We start from the raw sequence: 14644 nt of genomic DNA, 5'->3' as shown, positions 1-14644 counted from the left end.
CCTGACAACCAGGCAGACTTACAACTGAGCCAGGTTGCGACCGTCTTCATGCTGGGCTTTCAGGTACGGCAGCACTGCACCAAGCAACGGCGCCTTGAAGGCCTCCTGAAAACGGTGTGCCAGACCCGGAATCAGGCGCAGTTGGCTGCCCTGAATGTGCGCGGCCACATGCACGCCATGCATGACCGGCAACAGCGGGTCAGCCGTACCATGAACCACCAGTACCGGCAGACGCAGACGGTTCAGCAGTTCCACGCGGCTGGGCTCGGCCAGAATCGCCATGATCTGGCGTTTCACGCCCTCGGGATTGAACGCCCGGTCATAGGAAACGGCCGCCTGATGCAGCAGTTGCTGGCGATCATCCTTGACCTGCGGGCTGCCCAGCGCTGCAAGCAAATCGGCCTGCTGCTCGATCGCCACTTCCCGATTGGGCGCGCCGCGCCGCGCCAGCAGTTGCATCAACGCGGCACTGGGCATGGGCAGACCCTGCGCACCGGAACTGGTCATGATCAGTGTCAGGCTTTCGACCCGCGACGGCGCCAGATCAGCCAGATGCTGAGCGATCATGCCGCCCATGCTCGCGCCCAACACGTGAAACTGACGAATCTGCAATGCATCCATCAACCCCAGCGCATCGTCGGCCATATCAGTCAACGAATAGGGTGCCGAGACAGGCAGGCCAAGTTTATAACGCAGCACTTCGAACGTCAGATTGGCATCCGCTGGCTGTTGTACCCAAGAAGACAGACCCACATCGCGATTGTCGTAGCGAATGACCCGATAGCCCTGCTGACACAACGCGACCACGACCTCGTCCGGCCAGTGAATCAACTGCCCGCCCAGCCCCATCACCAACAGCAAGGCAGGGTCGGACTCGCTACCAATACTCTGGTAGGCAATCCGCACTTCCTTGAGGTCAGCCATCTGTACAGGAACATCGGTATCACAACGATCGGCCGCAAAAGACGGCAAGCCGCACAGAAGCGCGGCCAGAAAAATTAAAACCCGCATGAAAAACACCAAAAAACAGATCCCCAGTAGGCCGCGAGTCTGATGATGTTTCCCCAAGCGCGCTGCCACACTTGCGTGACAGTTTGATGAATGGCGCTGAGCGGTCGTTAATCGGGTGTTGCGTTACGCAGCGACCTGGTCCGCCACCATCAGATTTTCCCCAAAACGGGCGCGCGCTTCGAGGAGCGATTCCTGATGCCAGTTCGAATGCGTATCGCACTCGCCCAGGGACAGAACCTTATAAACCGGCAAACGATCAAACACCGGGGCCAGCAGCTCCGGTTCGGTCACGCTGTCCAGATGCAACCCTGCAACCGGCAGCAAGGCCGCGACACCCAGGTTGGGCCGCAGGTCACCGTGATAGAGGCCAATAAGCTTCTTCAACGGCGAATACTGAAGAATGTGATAGGCACGTTCGAAGGCGTTGCTCCATGCCAGCGGCAGGTCGAGCGCCAGGATCGGTTCGTCGATCTGAATCCACTCGACACCGCGCGCTGCCAGACGCCCGAAGATCTCGCCATACACCGGCAGCAGATGCTCCAGCAGGTCGAGGCGATCCACTTCGTCACCCTGAACGTCACTTAGCCAGAGCAGTGTCAGAGGACCGATCAACGCAGGTTTGCGGCCTTGCTCGCACGCTTCGGCGACGCTCGCCAGCAGCGGGGCCCAAGCGGGCTGAAAACGCTGGTCGCGTTTCAGGTGTGGCACCTGCTGCGGGTAACGCGCCATCAGCCAGTTGCGCAGTTCGGCATCAGTTGTCGCAACACCCTGATCCTGTTTCCAGAAAGCCTGCAGAGCGTGCTGCAATTCACGGTCTGCGCCAATGTGAAAATAGTCAGGGTGTTGAGTCAGGGCCACGATGCGTCCTCCATAAAAGATGGGCCTATTGTCGACAGCTGACACAACATGAGACAAACTCATTTTTTTCGTGTTGATCACAAATACTGCTCATGGAGCACTGAACGTGCTTGAAATACGCCACCTCAAAACCCTGCATGCCCTGCGCGAGGCCGACAGCCTTGTGGAAGCAGCCGAGCGCCTGCATTTGACGCAGTCGGCGCTGTCCCATCAGTTCAAGGAGCTGGAAGAGCGCATGGGCATGCCGCTGTTCGTGCGCAAGACCAAACCGGTGCGCTTTACCAGCGCCGGTTTGCGCCTGCTGCAACTGGCCGACTCCATGCTGCCGCAACTGCGCAGTGCCGAGCGCGACATCGCTCGACTGGCGGGTGGCACGGCGGGACGGCTGCACATGGCAATCGAGTGCCACAGTTGTTTTCAGTGGCTGATGCCGACCATCGACCAGTTCCGCGATGCCTGGCCCGAGGTGGAACTGGACCTGTCTTCCGGCTTCTCGTTCGCACCCTTGCCTGCCCTGGCGCGTGGCGATCTGGACCTGGTGGTGACCTCCGACCCGCTGGAATTGCCCGGCATCACCTATGTGCCGCTATTCACCTACGAAGCGATGCTGGCGGTGGCCAATCAACACGCGCTGGCAAGCAGGCCTTACATCGTCCCGGAAGACTTGCTGACTGAAACGCTGATCACTTACCCGGTGGAACGCGACCGGCTGGATATCTTCACGCGCTTTCTGGAACCCGCCGACATCGAACCGGCACAGGTACGAACATCAGAACTGACGGTGATGATGATGCAACTGGTCGCCAGCGGGCGCGGGGTCTGCGGCATGCCGCACTGGGCGCTGCATGAATACAGCTCACGCGGCTATGTGAAGGCCAAGCGCCTGGGCGAGAAAGGGCTGTTCGCAACGCTGTATGCCGGCATTCGCGCCGACATGCTCGACGCACCGTACATGCGCGATTTCCTGCTGACCGCTAAGGACACCTCGTTTTCGACGCTCGACGGGGTGAGTGTGGTTCGCTGACACCTGATTCGCTGAAATAGGGTTCGCTGACAGTGCCGTCCTGCACCGCGATGCAGGACGACTGCGCCGTTCAGCTGCGTGCAGCCTGCCGCTGAAGATACAGCGGCAGGATCAGATCGCGGGTCAACGGAGCCAGTTGCAAACCCGCATGACTGTCCGCGTCAACCCACAGCACTTCTTCGATCTCGGCGGCAGGCACTGCCTGGGCGTCGGTCCTGACCTCATACAACTGACAGTTGACCTCGAAACCAGGCTCGTTGGCGGCGGGTGCCGTGAACTCACCGAGAAACACTGCCTGCGCCGGATCGACGATCAGCCCGAGCTCTTCTTCGAGTTCTCTGGCCAGCGCCTGCGGTGCCGGTTCACCGGGCTCGATCTTGCCGCCCGGCTGCATGAAGGCCCGGGTACCGCGCTTGCGCACCAGCAGGGTCCGGCCGTCTGCGCCGATCAGCAGCGCCGCCGCGATGCGGATGATCTTCATGCGAAGATCTCCGTTTTCAGCAGCCGCGCCTGATCAGCCCGTTCCAGCGCCAGAACGATCAGGCGATGGATCAGCTCGGCATACGACAGACCGCTGGCCTGCCAGAGCTTGGGGTACATGCTGATCGAGGTGAAGCCCGGCAGCGTGTTGACCTCGTTGATGATGATGTCGCGCCCTTCGGTGACGAAAAAATCGACCCGCGAGAGCCCTGCGCAGCCCAGCACCTTGTAAGCCTGCAACGCGACGTCACGCACCTGATCACTCAGATCGGCGGGCAGCTCGGCGGGGATAGCGATGCGCGCCTGATCGCCGTTCAGGTACTTGGTGTCGTAGGCATAGAATTCATCGTTGGCAATCACTTCGCCACAGACGCTGACCTGCGCATCGAAGTTACCCAATACGGCGCACTCCACTTCCCGGCCGACGATGCCCTGCTCGATCAGCAGCTTATGATCGAACTCGAAACCCAGCGCCAGTGCCGCCGCAAAACCAGCCTCGTCGGACACCTTGCTGACGCCCACCGATGAACCCTGGTTGGCCGGCTTGACGAACATTGGCAGCCCCAATTGGTCGGCAGCTTCGGTGAAAGAAAGGCTCTCTCCACGCGACAGGACCCTGAACGGCGCGACGGCTATGCCCGCATCGCGCAGCAGACGCTTGGTCACATCCTTGTCCATGCAGGCCGCAGAGGACAGCACATCGGCGCCGACAAAGGGCACGGCCAGCATGCGCAGCACACCCTGCAACGCACCGTCTTCGCCAAACGCGCCGTGGATCAGCGGGAATACCACATCAATGGCAGCCAGTGGCTGACCTGACTCGACGTCGACAAACTGCCCGCCGATGCTGCCCGGCAGCAAGGACAACGGCTTGCCTGATGCGCTCAGTTTGATCCGTGCAGGATCAGTGGCGTTGAGCAGGTAATCGGCTTCGTCGAAATGCAGCCAGCGGCCCAGCTTGTCGACGCCGATCAGGGTCAGCGCATAGCGTTCACGATCAATCGCATTGATCACGTTGCGTGCCGACTGCAACGAAACCTCATGCTCGCTGGATTGCCCACCGAAAACGATGGCGACTGACTTTTTCAAAGCGGTTACTCCTGTTTTTCAGGCCGCGAAGATAAAAGCAATGTCGGCTGTTAGTCCAGTAGATGATTGGTCGCAGGCCTGAAATTCAGACAAAAAAATCCCGGTCGTGGGCAATCCATACGAAATGCCCACGACCGGGAGGTCAGACCGCTCATTGAGCGGCTGCGGTTTCTTTCTTGCCAGTCGAGCCAAAGGTGGCGAAACGCTTGTTGAAGCCCGCGATCCGGCCTTCGGTGGTGGTCTTGCGCTGCTGCCCGGTGTACATCGGGTGCGAGGCGCTGGAAACGTCGAGTGCAACGTAAGGATAGGTAGTGCCGTCGGTGTGCTGTTGCGTGCGGTCTGTGTCTACGGTGGAGCCGATCAGGAAGTAAACGTCGGCAGCGGTATCGTGGAACAGCACGGTGCGGTATTGAGGATGGATATCGGGTTTCATCGTGATCTCTCCAGTGAGTTGACTGCAATAGTTATACAGTAACATAACGGAAGATGAGAATGATTGCTGTTGATTGGCATCATTGGTGAGGTTGATCGAACACGCACACGGTGCAGCGGTCGGCGTGAAGCCATCGGAACGCCTGAGCCAGAGACATTCTGTAATAGCGCGCCTTTGCAATTGCCCTCGATTAGCGGCACCCTGCCGCGCCGCCGAACGTCACTGGTCGCCGGTCTGGAACCTGAGCCTCTGTGGCCTATCTTTACTCATCAGCACTTTCAAGAGTCCACCGTTATGACTAACGGACGCGATCATCGAATCGACTTCTTTCGCGGCCTGGCGCTGATCTTCATCTTCTGGGATCACGTGCCGGATAATCCCCTGGCGCAACTGACCGTACGCAACTTCGGCTTCAGCGACGCAGCGGAAATCTTCGTTTTCCTCGCCGGGTACGCCTCGATCCTGGCCTACGGGCGGATCGCTCGACGTGACGGCATGCTGGTGGCTGGTGTGCGAATCCTGCGCCGGACCTGGGTGCTGTATGTGGTGCATATCTTTCTGCTGACCCTGCTGATGGGCATCGTCTTCTTCGCCAACAATCATGTCGAGACGCGCGACATGGTCCAGCAGATGGGCCTTGAATACTTCGTCGGCAACCCGCAACAGGCATTGGCTGATGAACTGCTGCTGCGCTTCAAGCCGAACCTGACCGACCCGTTGCCGCTGTATATCGTGCTGTTGCTGACCTTGCCGCTGACCTTGCCATTGATGCTGCGCAAACTCGAAGTGGCCGTCGGCCTGTCGATTGCGCTGTACCTGATGGTGCCGTTATTCGGCTGGAACCTGCGCGCCTACGAAGGCGGCGGTGTCTGGTACTTCAACCCGGTCGCCTGGCAGCTGCTGTTCGTGCTCGGCGGTGCGTGCGCGTTGCGCAGCGAAACAGCCATAACAGTTAAGCACCCTCCGTTACGCCAACAACCCTTGTTCATGGTGGCCGCCGCCTACGTGGTGATTGCCGGAATGTTGACCTTCAGTGAAAAATGGCCCGGCCTGCACAGCGCGCTAGTCTCGACCCTGCACCTCGACGCCTTGTACCCCATCAGCAAAACCGACCTGGCACCCGCGCGCCTGCTGCACTTCCTTGCACTGGTCTACGTCGTCGCCCGACTGCTGCCAACCTCAAACACCTGGCTCGAAAACTGGCCCGCCCGCCAGACTTGCCGCATGGGCCGCTATTCGCTGGAAGTCTTCTGTCTGGGCGTATTGCTGGCGCCACTGGCAGACATGGCCAATGCACTGGCAGGCGATACATGGCCCATGCAAGTGACGACCGCGATTGTCGGCCTGGGGTTAATGATGCTGATGGCCAATGGGCTGGAGTTGAATAAGCGGCTGGGGAAATCGCCCCGCCTGTTAACTACTTGAGAACAACGTCACATTTGCACGCCCGTCTCGGAAATGTCCTACTGGTTTATCAGACCAAGTTTTTCAGGAACTGGCCGCTATTCGGTATGAGATCAACAAGATACCCACACCGAATTCATAAAATATTTGTCGGCTAATATAAATCTGGACATCAGTAATTCTCATAACATGATCGGCTACAGCAAATTCATGAATAGTATCGTACAAAAGGCATGACGAATGGATACAGCGAGTCTGAAGCAATGCTGAAAAACCAGATTCCTCGTCTATTTCCCTGGCAGTATGAGACATCAGCCTGGCGAGACAAATGATTCGCCAGGCTGAGTTAGGCGTTAACCGCGAGGAGCAACAGTTCGCACAACGGTTTGTGTGCAGATGTGTCCCATGTAAAAAATATGAGGGGTCGCCGTGATGGGCCCTAAAGAGAAATTACTTACGAAGTAGCGAGCCACTCTATAGTTACTTCTCCAAGTGTTGAACCCCCTTTGCGTGTGGACAAAATCTTGGGCCTCCGTACCTCCATAGCAACGTCCGAACTCAATGCGCTCAGAGGCGAACCCATCAGCACCACTAACCAGAATATGCCTGATCGAGGCGTCTTTTTCACCAAAGCTCAGATCCAAAATAGCCATACCGCCTTCCAATGGCGTACCTTTAGTATCGCTAAACCTCACCTCAAGCAGAGCTTCTTTATAAATCTGCGTTGCCAACCAACCAGGGTTAGTATATCCACTTGGAATTCTTATCACTCCCGGTTCGTCGAGCAGCTCATAGCTTTTTAGAACAGGATAGGACCCAAATCTGACAGTGTATGGAAGCCTGCCACCTACCAGTGAGTTTCTTGGCGTGACCCTGATGATCACTTCAGCCCCAGGAGCCAGATCTTTAAAAACCTTGGTCTCAAGTGTCTGAGCAACCCATTCACCATTTTCGTAATACTCGGTCTTCCACTCGTTAGTGACCGGATCACCGACAGGTGTATAGAGCAATACATCTTGCCCACGGTGCGAGACAAAGCCGTAGTAGTGGACGGGGTGTTTATCTGTCAACACATCTGCCACCGAGTGTAGTTTATCCAGCATGACGGTAAATCTTGGCTCGGAAATTTCTTGCACAGCTTCAGCCGCAACGGCCTCGTTGGTTTCATGACTTGATGCACCGACCGGGTCCTCGGCACCTTTATTGGCATGAGCGTCGGAGGCCGATGCCATTATCACGAAAATGGACAACAAGCAAAAACCAACACATTTTCTTCCATAAGTATTCATAGGTATTCTCGCAGATTATGCAGAGGCAGGTTGCCACTGACAAAATTAACGCAATAGAAAGTTAGGCACCTGGTCAACCCTCACATTAAAATCAAGGAAACTTCCTACAAAAAATAATCACCACTGCAGTCTAGGAAAAATCCTACACACTTATCAGGCAAAGTTTTGCGAAGGTCTGCCGCTAGCTAGTTATCATTGACACCAAAGAGCGCTTAGCATGCATATCAACCCTTTAGCTTCTGCATCACAAAATCAACAGCGCACTCTCTCGGGCTCAAGTTCCCTCACCTCACCTGCTGCTCCGCCAATCAACATTCCTCAGGCGCGTGATAACGTGCGTGATCCGAACGCTGAGTTCTATACCACCGAGGAAACACCCTGGTTATCCGACTACAAAACGTCGGCGGCAGGACGGGTTATGCTGGAAAGTATGTCTGAAGAGATATCGAACCTACTCCGAAGTACATACCTGGGTGACTTAACTAAAGATTTTGACAAGACCCTATGCCGTATGTACGACAATTTTCACGATTTCAAGCAGCAGCTTTTTTACCTTAATACGGAGCTGTCAAATAAGCACTTCGGCTTCACGCTGGGTTTTAATCAGGAAATCCAAGTGACCGACCCAGACGATGTGCTCACCCCGGCAGAGTTCGCGTACCTGACCGAGAAGCTGAACGAACGTCAACAACTGAAGGAGGATCTGCGTGCGCACGCAAAAATTGTGATGACGTTACTCGATCACTACACGGAGAAATTCGGCAACCAGCACACACTCAACCTTGAGAATTACAGCAAGGTTATCGACTACGGGCAGGTCTTCAGCCGCAACCACATTGGCAACTTCATGGACACGATCATTTACCAGATCGAGCGCAATGCGCCGAAGCGTGAAGAAGAGCGCAAACCGTTGGTTGATCTTCACGTCTGATCAAGCCAGCGCCACTGCAGTTCATGTGTGGCTGCAGTGGGATTAGTTCATGACGCTCATCCCCGCTGCGCGCCATCCTCCCTCGAAAACCACCAGACAATTCCCTCCCACAATCCCATCCAGCGTCTAAGCTTGGGTCAGGTGCTTTGACAGGATGACCGGACAATCGACTATGGGCGCATTTCGGCATTCCGATAGCAAGCAAGAGACGCTATCCGCTGATCGTGAGGATGATCCTCGTACGCCCAAATATCCGCGTCGCAAGCGATACGGATGGCGGGTGTTCTGGGTCGTGGTGGTGTTGGCCGGGGTTGCATTGGGCGTTGCGGTGGCCGTGGAGAGCAGAACCTCCAGGCTTCAGGCGCGCGAATTCAGCCGCTTTGCCGCGAGCCTGGGTTACTCGATGCAGCCCGGACCTAGTCATGACGTGGTGTATCCCGGTGACGGGCCGTTCGACCGGCGCCTGGGCTATTCATCCATGGATGAATTCCTGTCGCGCCTGCTCAAACGCGACTACGTGATCACGCGCCAGACCCGCTTTTCCCCGGAACTGTTGCGTTACGTCCGGCATGGATTTTTCGTGCCTTACGAGGAAAAGACCCAGGCCGGGCTGTCGATCACCGATTGCCGAAACGAGCCGCTGTACGAATTCAGATACCCACAGCAGTTTTACCCGACCTTTGCCGCCATTCCGTCATTGCTGGTGAACAGCCTGCTGTTCATCGAAAACCGTGACCTGCTCGATCCGCAGCAGCCCATGGCCAACCCTGCGGTGGACTGGCCACGTTTTGTCAAAGCCGCCTGGTCGCAACTGGCGAAGATGTTTGCCCTCCCCGGCCAGTCGGCTGGGGGCAGCACGCTGGCCACTCAGCTGGAAAAATACCGTCACTCCCCAGACGGGCTGACGCTGTCGGGTTCTGAAAAGCTGCGGCAGATGATTTCCGCCAGCGTTCGCGCCTATCAGCCGGGGACCGAGACACTCGCCGTGCGCCAGCGGGTGGTGCGTGACTACCTGAACAGCGTGCCGCTGTCTGCGGTGCCAGGGCATGGCGAAGTGCATGGTCTGGCTGAAGGACTGCGGGTGTGGTTCGGCGCAGACTTCGGCAAAACCAACGAGATACTGGCTTCTAATCCCGGCGATAAACAGGCACTGGCCGACAAGGCGCTGGCGCTGCGTGAAGTGCTCTCACTGGTAATCGCCCAGCGTCGTCCGTCGCACTATCTAGCCAAGGGCCGCCAGGAATTGGCAGAGCTGACCGACAGCCACATTCGGTTGCTGGCCCAGGCTAACGTCATCGACCGACCGCTGGCCGATGCCGCGCTGGCAGCCCAGGTCATCTACCGCGACTGGGCGCAGCAACCGACCCTGCAGCCCATCGAAACCAACAAGGGCATCAGTGTCGCGCGCACTCGCCTGTCGAATCTGCTCAATCGCCCGCTCTACGATCTGGACCGTCTTGACCTGTCCGCCACCAGCACCCTGCATGGCGAATTGCAGCGCAGCGTCAGCCAGTACCTGCGCGACCTGGCCAACCCTGAATTTGCCGCAAGGATCGGGTTGATGGGCGAGCGCCTGTTGACTCCGGCCAGCACAACACAGGTGCGCTACAGCTTCACGCTGTTTGAACGCGGCGTGGACGGCTCGCGGGTCAGGGTCCAGACCGACAGCACTGATCAGCCGTTCGATATCAACGAAGGCAGCAAGCTGGAGCTGGGCTCGACGGCGAAGATGCGCGTGCTGACGACGTATCTGGAGATCATCGCCGAACTGCATGGGCGCTATGCGAGCTTGAACCCTGCGCAATTGCGCAAAGTCCCTGTCGAGGAACCGGATCGGCTGACCCGCTGGGCGGTGGATTATCTGCTGCTGAACAAGGACCATGACCTGGCAAAGATGCTGTCGGCTGCACTCGACCGCACCTATTCGGCCAGCCCCGCAGAAGCGTTCTTCACCGGTGGCGGCATGCACCGTTTCAATAATTTCCGGCGCGAAGACAACGAGCGGATTCCAACCCTGCGCGAGTCGCTGCGTGAGTCGATCAACCTGCCGTTCATCCGCCTGATGCGCGATGTCGTTCGCTACAGCACCTATCAGGCGCCCAACAACAGCGCCGAGCTGCTCAAGGATGATGACAACCCGCGCCGCCAGGAATACCTGGCGCAGTTTGCCGACCGCGAAGGCACGGTATTCCTGCTGCGCTTCTGGAAACGCTACAAGGAAAAGACCACGCAGGAGCGACTCGACACCTTCCTCGACGGCATTCACCCGACGGCGATCCGTCTGGCTGCGGTGCACCGTTATCTGCTGCCGGGCGCTGATCAGGGCACATTCAACGCGTTCATCCGCGCCCACCTGGACGAGCCCAGGGCGAGCTCGAAACTCACCGACAAACGTCTTGCCGAGCTGTACAAGAGTTACGGACCGGGCACTTATGATCTGCCCGATCAAGGCTACATCGCCCGCGTCCATCCGCTGGAACTGTGGCTGGTAGGCTACCTGCTCAAACACCCGGACGCGCAGTTCAAGGACGCAGTGGCCGCCAGTCGTTTCGAGCGTCAGGAAGTCTATGGCTGGCTGTTCAAGAGTCGCCACAAAGGCGCTCGCGACAGCCGTGTGCGGACCATGATGGAGGTCGAAGCGTTTCTGGACATCGAGCAACGCTGGCAGCGCGTGGGTTATCCGTTCGACCATCTGGTGCCTTCGCTGGCGACGGCTATCGGCAGTTCGGGAGACCGTCCGGCGGCGCTTGCCGAGCTGATCGGCATCATCCAGAACGATGGTATCCGCCTGCCTGCGGTGCGCATCGACAGTCTGCACTTTGCTGCCGATACGCCTTACGACACCCAACTGAGCATCAACCCGGAACTGGGCAAGCGTGTGTTGCCATCGGAGGTCGCAGCGGCAATGCGCGAGGCCTTGTCGCAAGTGGTGGATGGCGGCACGGCCAAACGCGTGCAAGGCACGTTCAAGATGCAGGACGGCAGTGTGCTGGCGATGGGTGGCAAGACCGGCACCGGCGACAACAGGATCGAAAGCGTCGGTGCGGGCGGGCGTATTCTCAGCTCAAGGGCAATCAACCGCACGGCGACTTTTGTGTTTTATATCGGCGACAACCACTTTGGCGCGCTGACGGCGTTTGTGCCGGGACGTGCTGCCGAGGGCTTTCGCTTCACCTCGGCGTTGCCGGTGCAGGTGCTCAAAGGCATGGCACCGATCCTGACGCCGTACCTGGAGAACCACGGACAGGCGATGTGCAACGCCCCGCTTGCCGATCCGCCCAAGGGTGTCTGACCGGCAATGACCGCTCGTCTGCCAGCTCTGTGATTACAAAAAGATATATCTTAAGGTATATCTAACTTGTAACCAGAGAGCAAAAACATGCGTGAAGATAAACACCCTCCCCACCACCGTCCGCCGCATCTTCGTGAACCAGGTGAAGATCGCGACGGCTTTGAAAAACGCCCGGGCCGTGAACGCGGTGGACGTGGCCCTCGGGTTTTCGCCCCTGGCGATCTGAAATTACTGCTGTTGGCGTTGATCGCCGAACAGCCCGCCCACGGCTATGACCTGATCCGCAAGATCGAAGGTCTGTTCGAGGGTGCGTACTGCCCCAGCCCCGGCGTTATCTACCCCACCCTGACGTTTCTTGAAGAAAGCGAAATGGTGGTCGGCGACGCCCAGGCCGGCAAGAAGCTCTACACCATCACCGATGCGGGTCGCCAATCCCTGGAAGATCAGGCCGTGGCGCTGGAAGGTGTGCGCATGCGCATCGATGTCAGCAAGCGCTCACTGCGCGGCCACGATCGTCCGCCGGAAATCCACGAAGCGGTGCACAACCTGCGCCACGCGCTGCAGATGCACCATGGCCGCTGGAGCCCGGAAGAGATTTTGCGCGTCAGCGAACTGCTCAACAGCACGGCCAAGGCTGTCGTCGATGGGCCTCAACCTGCCTCGGAGGAGTCGGCATGAATTCGCCCCAGTCAATCCATCGCGTCATGCATGAAATCAAGCGTCGCAAGCTGCAGGTGGTGCGGGTCAAGGAACTGACACCCCTGATGCGCCGCATTACCTTGCAGGGGCCGGAGTTGGCGGGTTTCATCAGCCTGGGCACCGACGACCACGTCAAACTGTTCTTCCCGCAAACGGCAGAAGAGCAGGCCGCGCTGGAAAACCTGAACCCTGCCGGCGACAAGGACACGCCGCGCCCGCCGATGCGCGATTACACACCGCGTCGCTACGATGAAGAAACCGGGGAACTGGATATCGATTTCGTTCTGCATGGCGAAGGCCCGGCGGCCACCTGGGCCGCGCAGGCAGCGCCCGGGCAATTCCTGCACATCGCCGGGCCAAAGGGGTCGATGGTGGTGCCGGACATGTTCGACAGCTACCTGCTGATCGGCGACGAAACAGCCATTCCGGCCATCGCCCGACGCCTTGAATCGCTGCCCGCCAATCGTGCTGCGCTGGTGGTGGTCGAAGTCGCCACCCCGCAGGAACAGCAGGTGTTCGACAGTGCCGCACAGGTCGACGTGATCTGGATCGTACGCGGCGAACAGAGTCTGCTGGACGTCACGCGTCGTCTGGAGATGCCCGAGGGCAAGCTGTACGCCTGGGTCGCGACCGAATCCGCGCTGTCACGCAAGTTACGTCGTGTGCTGCTCGACGAGTTCGGCCTGGAAGAGGACTTCGTCAAGGCCGCCGGTTACTGGAAGCTGGACAGCACTGAAGAATGAGCAGGACCTGGCGACTCACCGGGTACGACGAGACGCCCGTTTATCAACTGCCAGCAGCACCAATGCGATCAGCACGAAACCGAGCAGCACGCCCAGCGCGTTGATGAATGCCGCCGGGAAACCGAGCGTGCCGACATCGATGAACGGGTACAGGTAATCACCGAACATGTGGCCACGCAGCAGGACATAGGCGAAGTAGACGATCGGATAGATCGCCCAGAGCACTACATGGCTCAGACGCAGCGTGCCCTTGGGCACGTACAGCCACCAATAGAGCACGAACGCCAGCGGCATTATGTCGTGCAGCAGTTCGTCGGCCACCCACTGCCAGCCTTCCGGGTGCCACAAGTGGCGCAGCAGAATGTTGTAGGCGATGCCCACCAGCGCAATACTCACCGCAATGCCACCACACACCACCGGATGCCGGAAAAACCGGTGGCCTGCCGACTGCCGTGTCGTCAGCGCGCAACTCAGGGCGACCGCTACCAGCGTATTGGTCAGTACGGTGAAAAAACTTGAAAAGCGCACCAGCCCACCCAGCAGACTGGCGTGATCGGCATAACGGCCAATCAGGATCAGGTAAAGCTGAATCACCAATCCCGACCAGCCGAGACAAGCGGCCACAAGGGCGTAATAGCGCTGTCCCTGCGCAGGTTGTGGATGTTCACTGAGCATCAATCGGTATCCTTGCGTGCCGGCGTCCATGCCGGACTGTCTGGCGGGCCTGTTACCAGCCCTTGCTGCGATGCAATTTCACATACAGCGCTTCGACCTTTTCCCGCGCCCAGGGTGTCTTTCGCAGGAAGGTCAGGCTGGACTTGATGCTCGGATCGCTCTTGAAGCAGCGAATATCGATGCGTTCGGCGAGGCCGGACCATTCGTAATGTTCGACCAGCGCCCTGAGGATCTGCTCCAGCGTGACGCCGTGCAACGGGTCGGAATTGGGTGTTGTCATGATGAGCCTTGCAACGAAATAAGAAGAGACGAACCTGAACGGATCTCTGGAGTACGCAGGTGCTTCCCGAAAGTCTGCCATTGTAAGCGCCGCGCTTTCATAAAACACCGTCGACCTGCAGCACTGTTGCCGGCGTTGCAATGATCCATGTCAGGTTTTTCGCTTTTAGAAAAATCGTTAGCGCCCTATCATTGCCGGGTTAAGGATTGAAGATTCCCCCTTCTGCAGATGTTCCTTCGGACAAAAAGCCTATGCACGAATTCGGGCGGTAATGGTCTACGACTCAACGACCGCGCCAGCCGAACGTGCAGCCGCGCTCTGCCTGACGGTTTAATTCCACCGTCGGCGATTCGTCTCAACAAGCAGCTTCAAGGAATGGCGCCAGGGCAGGCGATGCTTAAAAACAAGATTTCAATTACTTACTTCTCGCGGAGAT

14 protein-coding genes are annotated in these 14644 nt (G+C 58.2%); 6 read left to right on the top strand and 8 right to left on the bottom strand.

The annotated features are described in order from the left end of the window. Positions 1 to 18: 18 nt before the first annotated feature. Positions 19 to 1011, bottom strand: a complete 993-nt coding sequence (locus BT119_RS19740; protein WP_054082112.1) for an alpha/beta fold hydrolase — start codon at positions 1009 to 1011, stop codon at positions 19 to 21. A 123-nt stretch (positions 1012 to 1134) separates the two neighbouring features. Then, positions 1135 to 1869: a uroporphyrinogen decarboxylase/cobalamine-independent methonine synthase family protein gene (locus tag BT119_RS19735; protein ID WP_003363637.1), complete on the bottom strand. Its 735-nt coding sequence runs from the start codon at positions 1867 to 1869 to the stop codon at positions 1135 to 1137. A 106-nt stretch (positions 1870 to 1975) separates the two neighbouring features. Between BT119_RS19735 and metR the strand changes: the two genes are divergently transcribed. Next, positions 1976 to 2893, top strand: coding sequence for a transcriptional regulator MetR (metR, locus tag BT119_RS19730; protein WP_003431263.1), 918 nt, complete (start codon positions 1976 to 1978; stop codon positions 2891 to 2893). 70 nt (positions 2894 to 2963) lie between these two features. Here metR and BT119_RS19725 read toward each other — a convergent pair whose 3' ends face one another. The 3 genes from BT119_RS19725 to BT119_RS19715 all read right to left on the bottom strand — a co-directional run bounded on the left by BT119_RS19725 (position 2964) and on the right by BT119_RS19715 (position 4895). Further along, positions 2964 to 3374 (bottom strand): NUDIX hydrolase, encoded by a 411-nt coding sequence (locus tag BT119_RS19725; RefSeq protein WP_058416675.1) that lies wholly within the window; start codon positions 3372 to 3374, stop codon positions 2964 to 2966. Further along, the gene (ddlA, locus tag BT119_RS19720) at positions 3371 to 4462 is read right to left on the bottom strand and encodes a D-alanine--D-alanine ligase (RefSeq protein WP_003431276.1); all 1092 of its coding nucleotides are present in this window, start codon (positions 4460 to 4462) and stop codon (positions 3371 to 3373) included. Before ddlA ends, BT119_RS19725 begins: the two co-directional genes overlap by 4 nt. Positions 4463 to 4613: 151 nt before the next feature. Beyond that, positions 4614 to 4895: a type B 50S ribosomal protein L31 gene (locus BT119_RS19715; RefSeq protein ID WP_003363645.1), complete on the bottom strand. Its 282-nt coding sequence runs from the start codon at positions 4893 to 4895 to the stop codon at positions 4614 to 4616. 294 nt (positions 4896 to 5189) lie between these two features. Here BT119_RS19715 and BT119_RS19710 point away from each other — a divergent pair, with 294 nt between their 5' ends. Next, positions 5190 to 6320, top strand: a complete 1131-nt coding sequence (locus BT119_RS19710; protein WP_003363647.1) for an OpgC domain-containing protein — start codon at positions 5190 to 5192, stop codon at positions 6318 to 6320. A 332-nt stretch (positions 6321 to 6652) separates the two neighbouring features. Here the strand turns inward: BT119_RS19710 and BT119_RS19705 are convergent, their stop codons facing one another. Further along, positions 6653 to 7402, bottom strand: a complete 750-nt coding sequence (locus BT119_RS19705) for a hypothetical protein (RefSeq protein ID WP_054082184.1) — start codon at positions 7400 to 7402, stop codon at positions 6653 to 6655. Positions 7403 to 7805: 403 nt separating this feature from the next. Between BT119_RS19705 and BT119_RS19700 the strand changes: the two genes are divergently transcribed. From BT119_RS19700 to BT119_RS19685, 4 genes are all read left to right on the top strand, one after another. Next, complete coding sequence (locus BT119_RS19700) at positions 7806 to 8519, top strand: hypothetical protein (RefSeq protein ID WP_072366757.1); 714 nt, start codon at positions 7806 to 7808, stop codon at positions 8517 to 8519. 172 nt (positions 8520 to 8691) lie between these two features. Continuing rightward, on the top strand, positions 8692 to 11811 hold the full coding sequence (locus BT119_RS19695) for a biosynthetic peptidoglycan transglycosylase (protein WP_175550597.1): 3120 nt from the start codon (positions 8692 to 8694) through the stop codon (positions 11809 to 11811). Positions 11812 to 11898: 87 nt separating this feature from the next. Next, positions 11899 to 12489, top strand: a complete 591-nt coding sequence (locus BT119_RS19690; protein ID WP_003431287.1) for a PadR family transcriptional regulator — start codon at positions 11899 to 11901, stop codon at positions 12487 to 12489. Then, positions 12486 to 13253 carry a siderophore-interacting protein gene (locus BT119_RS19685; protein WP_072366752.1) on the top strand — a complete coding sequence of 256 codons (768 nt, stop codon included), beginning with the start codon at positions 12486 to 12488 and terminating at the stop codon, positions 13251 to 13253. Before BT119_RS19690 ends, BT119_RS19685 begins: the two co-directional genes overlap by 4 nt. A gap of 15 nt (positions 13254 to 13268) precedes the next feature. Here BT119_RS19685 and BT119_RS19680 read toward each other — a convergent pair whose 3' ends face one another. Continuing rightward, positions 13269 to 13928: a Pr6Pr family membrane protein gene (locus BT119_RS19680; RefSeq protein ID WP_003363659.1), complete on the bottom strand. Its 660-nt coding sequence runs from the start codon at positions 13926 to 13928 to the stop codon at positions 13269 to 13271. Between the two features lie 52 nt (positions 13929 to 13980). Next, positions 13981 to 14208, bottom strand: coding sequence for a VF530 family protein (locus BT119_RS19675; protein ID WP_003363662.1), 228 nt, complete (start codon positions 14206 to 14208; stop codon positions 13981 to 13983). Between the last annotated feature and the right edge of the window lie 436 nt (positions 14209 to 14644).

Origin of the sequence: Pseudomonas sp. NFACC10-1, from assembly GCF_900119195.1 — a bacterium.
Taxonomy (GTDB): domain Bacteria; phylum Pseudomonadota; class Gammaproteobacteria; order Pseudomonadales; family Pseudomonadaceae; genus Aquipseudomonas; species Aquipseudomonas cerasi.
Note: the sequence above shows the minus strand (reverse complement) of the source record. Positions and strands in the feature narration are given on the sequence as shown.

Excerpts from the sequence above, each read along its gene's own strand:
- BT119_RS19725 (WP_058416675.1), bottom strand. The coding sequence starts at position 3,374 with ATGAAGATCATCCGCATCGCGGCGGCGCTGCTGATCGGCGCAGACGGC.
- BT119_RS19710 (WP_003363647.1), top strand. The coding sequence starts at position 5,190 with ATGACTAACGGACGCGATCATCGAATCGACTTCTTTCGCGGCCTGGCG.
- BT119_RS19700 (WP_072366757.1), top strand. The coding sequence starts at position 7,806 with ATGCATATCAACCCTTTAGCTTCTGCATCACAAAATCAACAGCGCACT.
- BT119_RS19685 (WP_072366752.1), top strand. The coding sequence starts at position 12,486 with ATGAATTCGCCCCAGTCAATCCATCGCGTCATGCATGAAATCAAGCGT.
- BT119_RS19680 (WP_003363659.1), bottom strand. The coding sequence starts at position 13,928 with ATGCTCAGTGAACATCCACAACCTGCGCAGGGACAGCGCTATTACGCC.
- BT119_RS19695 (WP_175550597.1), top strand. The coding sequence starts at position 8,692 with ATGGGCGCATTTCGGCATTCCGATAGCAAGCAAGAGACGCTATCCGCT.
- BT119_RS19675 (WP_003363662.1), bottom strand. The coding sequence starts at position 14,208 with ATGACAACACCCAATTCCGACCCGTTGCACGGCGTCACGCTGGAGCAG.
- BT119_RS19705 (WP_054082184.1), bottom strand. The coding sequence starts at position 7,402 with ATGCTGGATAAACTACACTCGGTGGCAGATGTGTTGACAGATAAACAC.
- BT119_RS19715 (WP_003363645.1), bottom strand. The coding sequence starts at position 4,895 with ATGAAACCCGATATCCATCCTCAATACCGCACCGTGCTGTTCCACGAT.
- BT119_RS19740 (WP_054082112.1), bottom strand. The coding sequence starts at position 1,011 with ATGCGGGTTTTAATTTTTCTGGCCGCGCTTCTGTGCGGCTTGCCGTCT.
- BT119_RS19690 (WP_003431287.1), top strand. The coding sequence starts at position 11,899 with ATGCGTGAAGATAAACACCCTCCCCACCACCGTCCGCCGCATCTTCGT.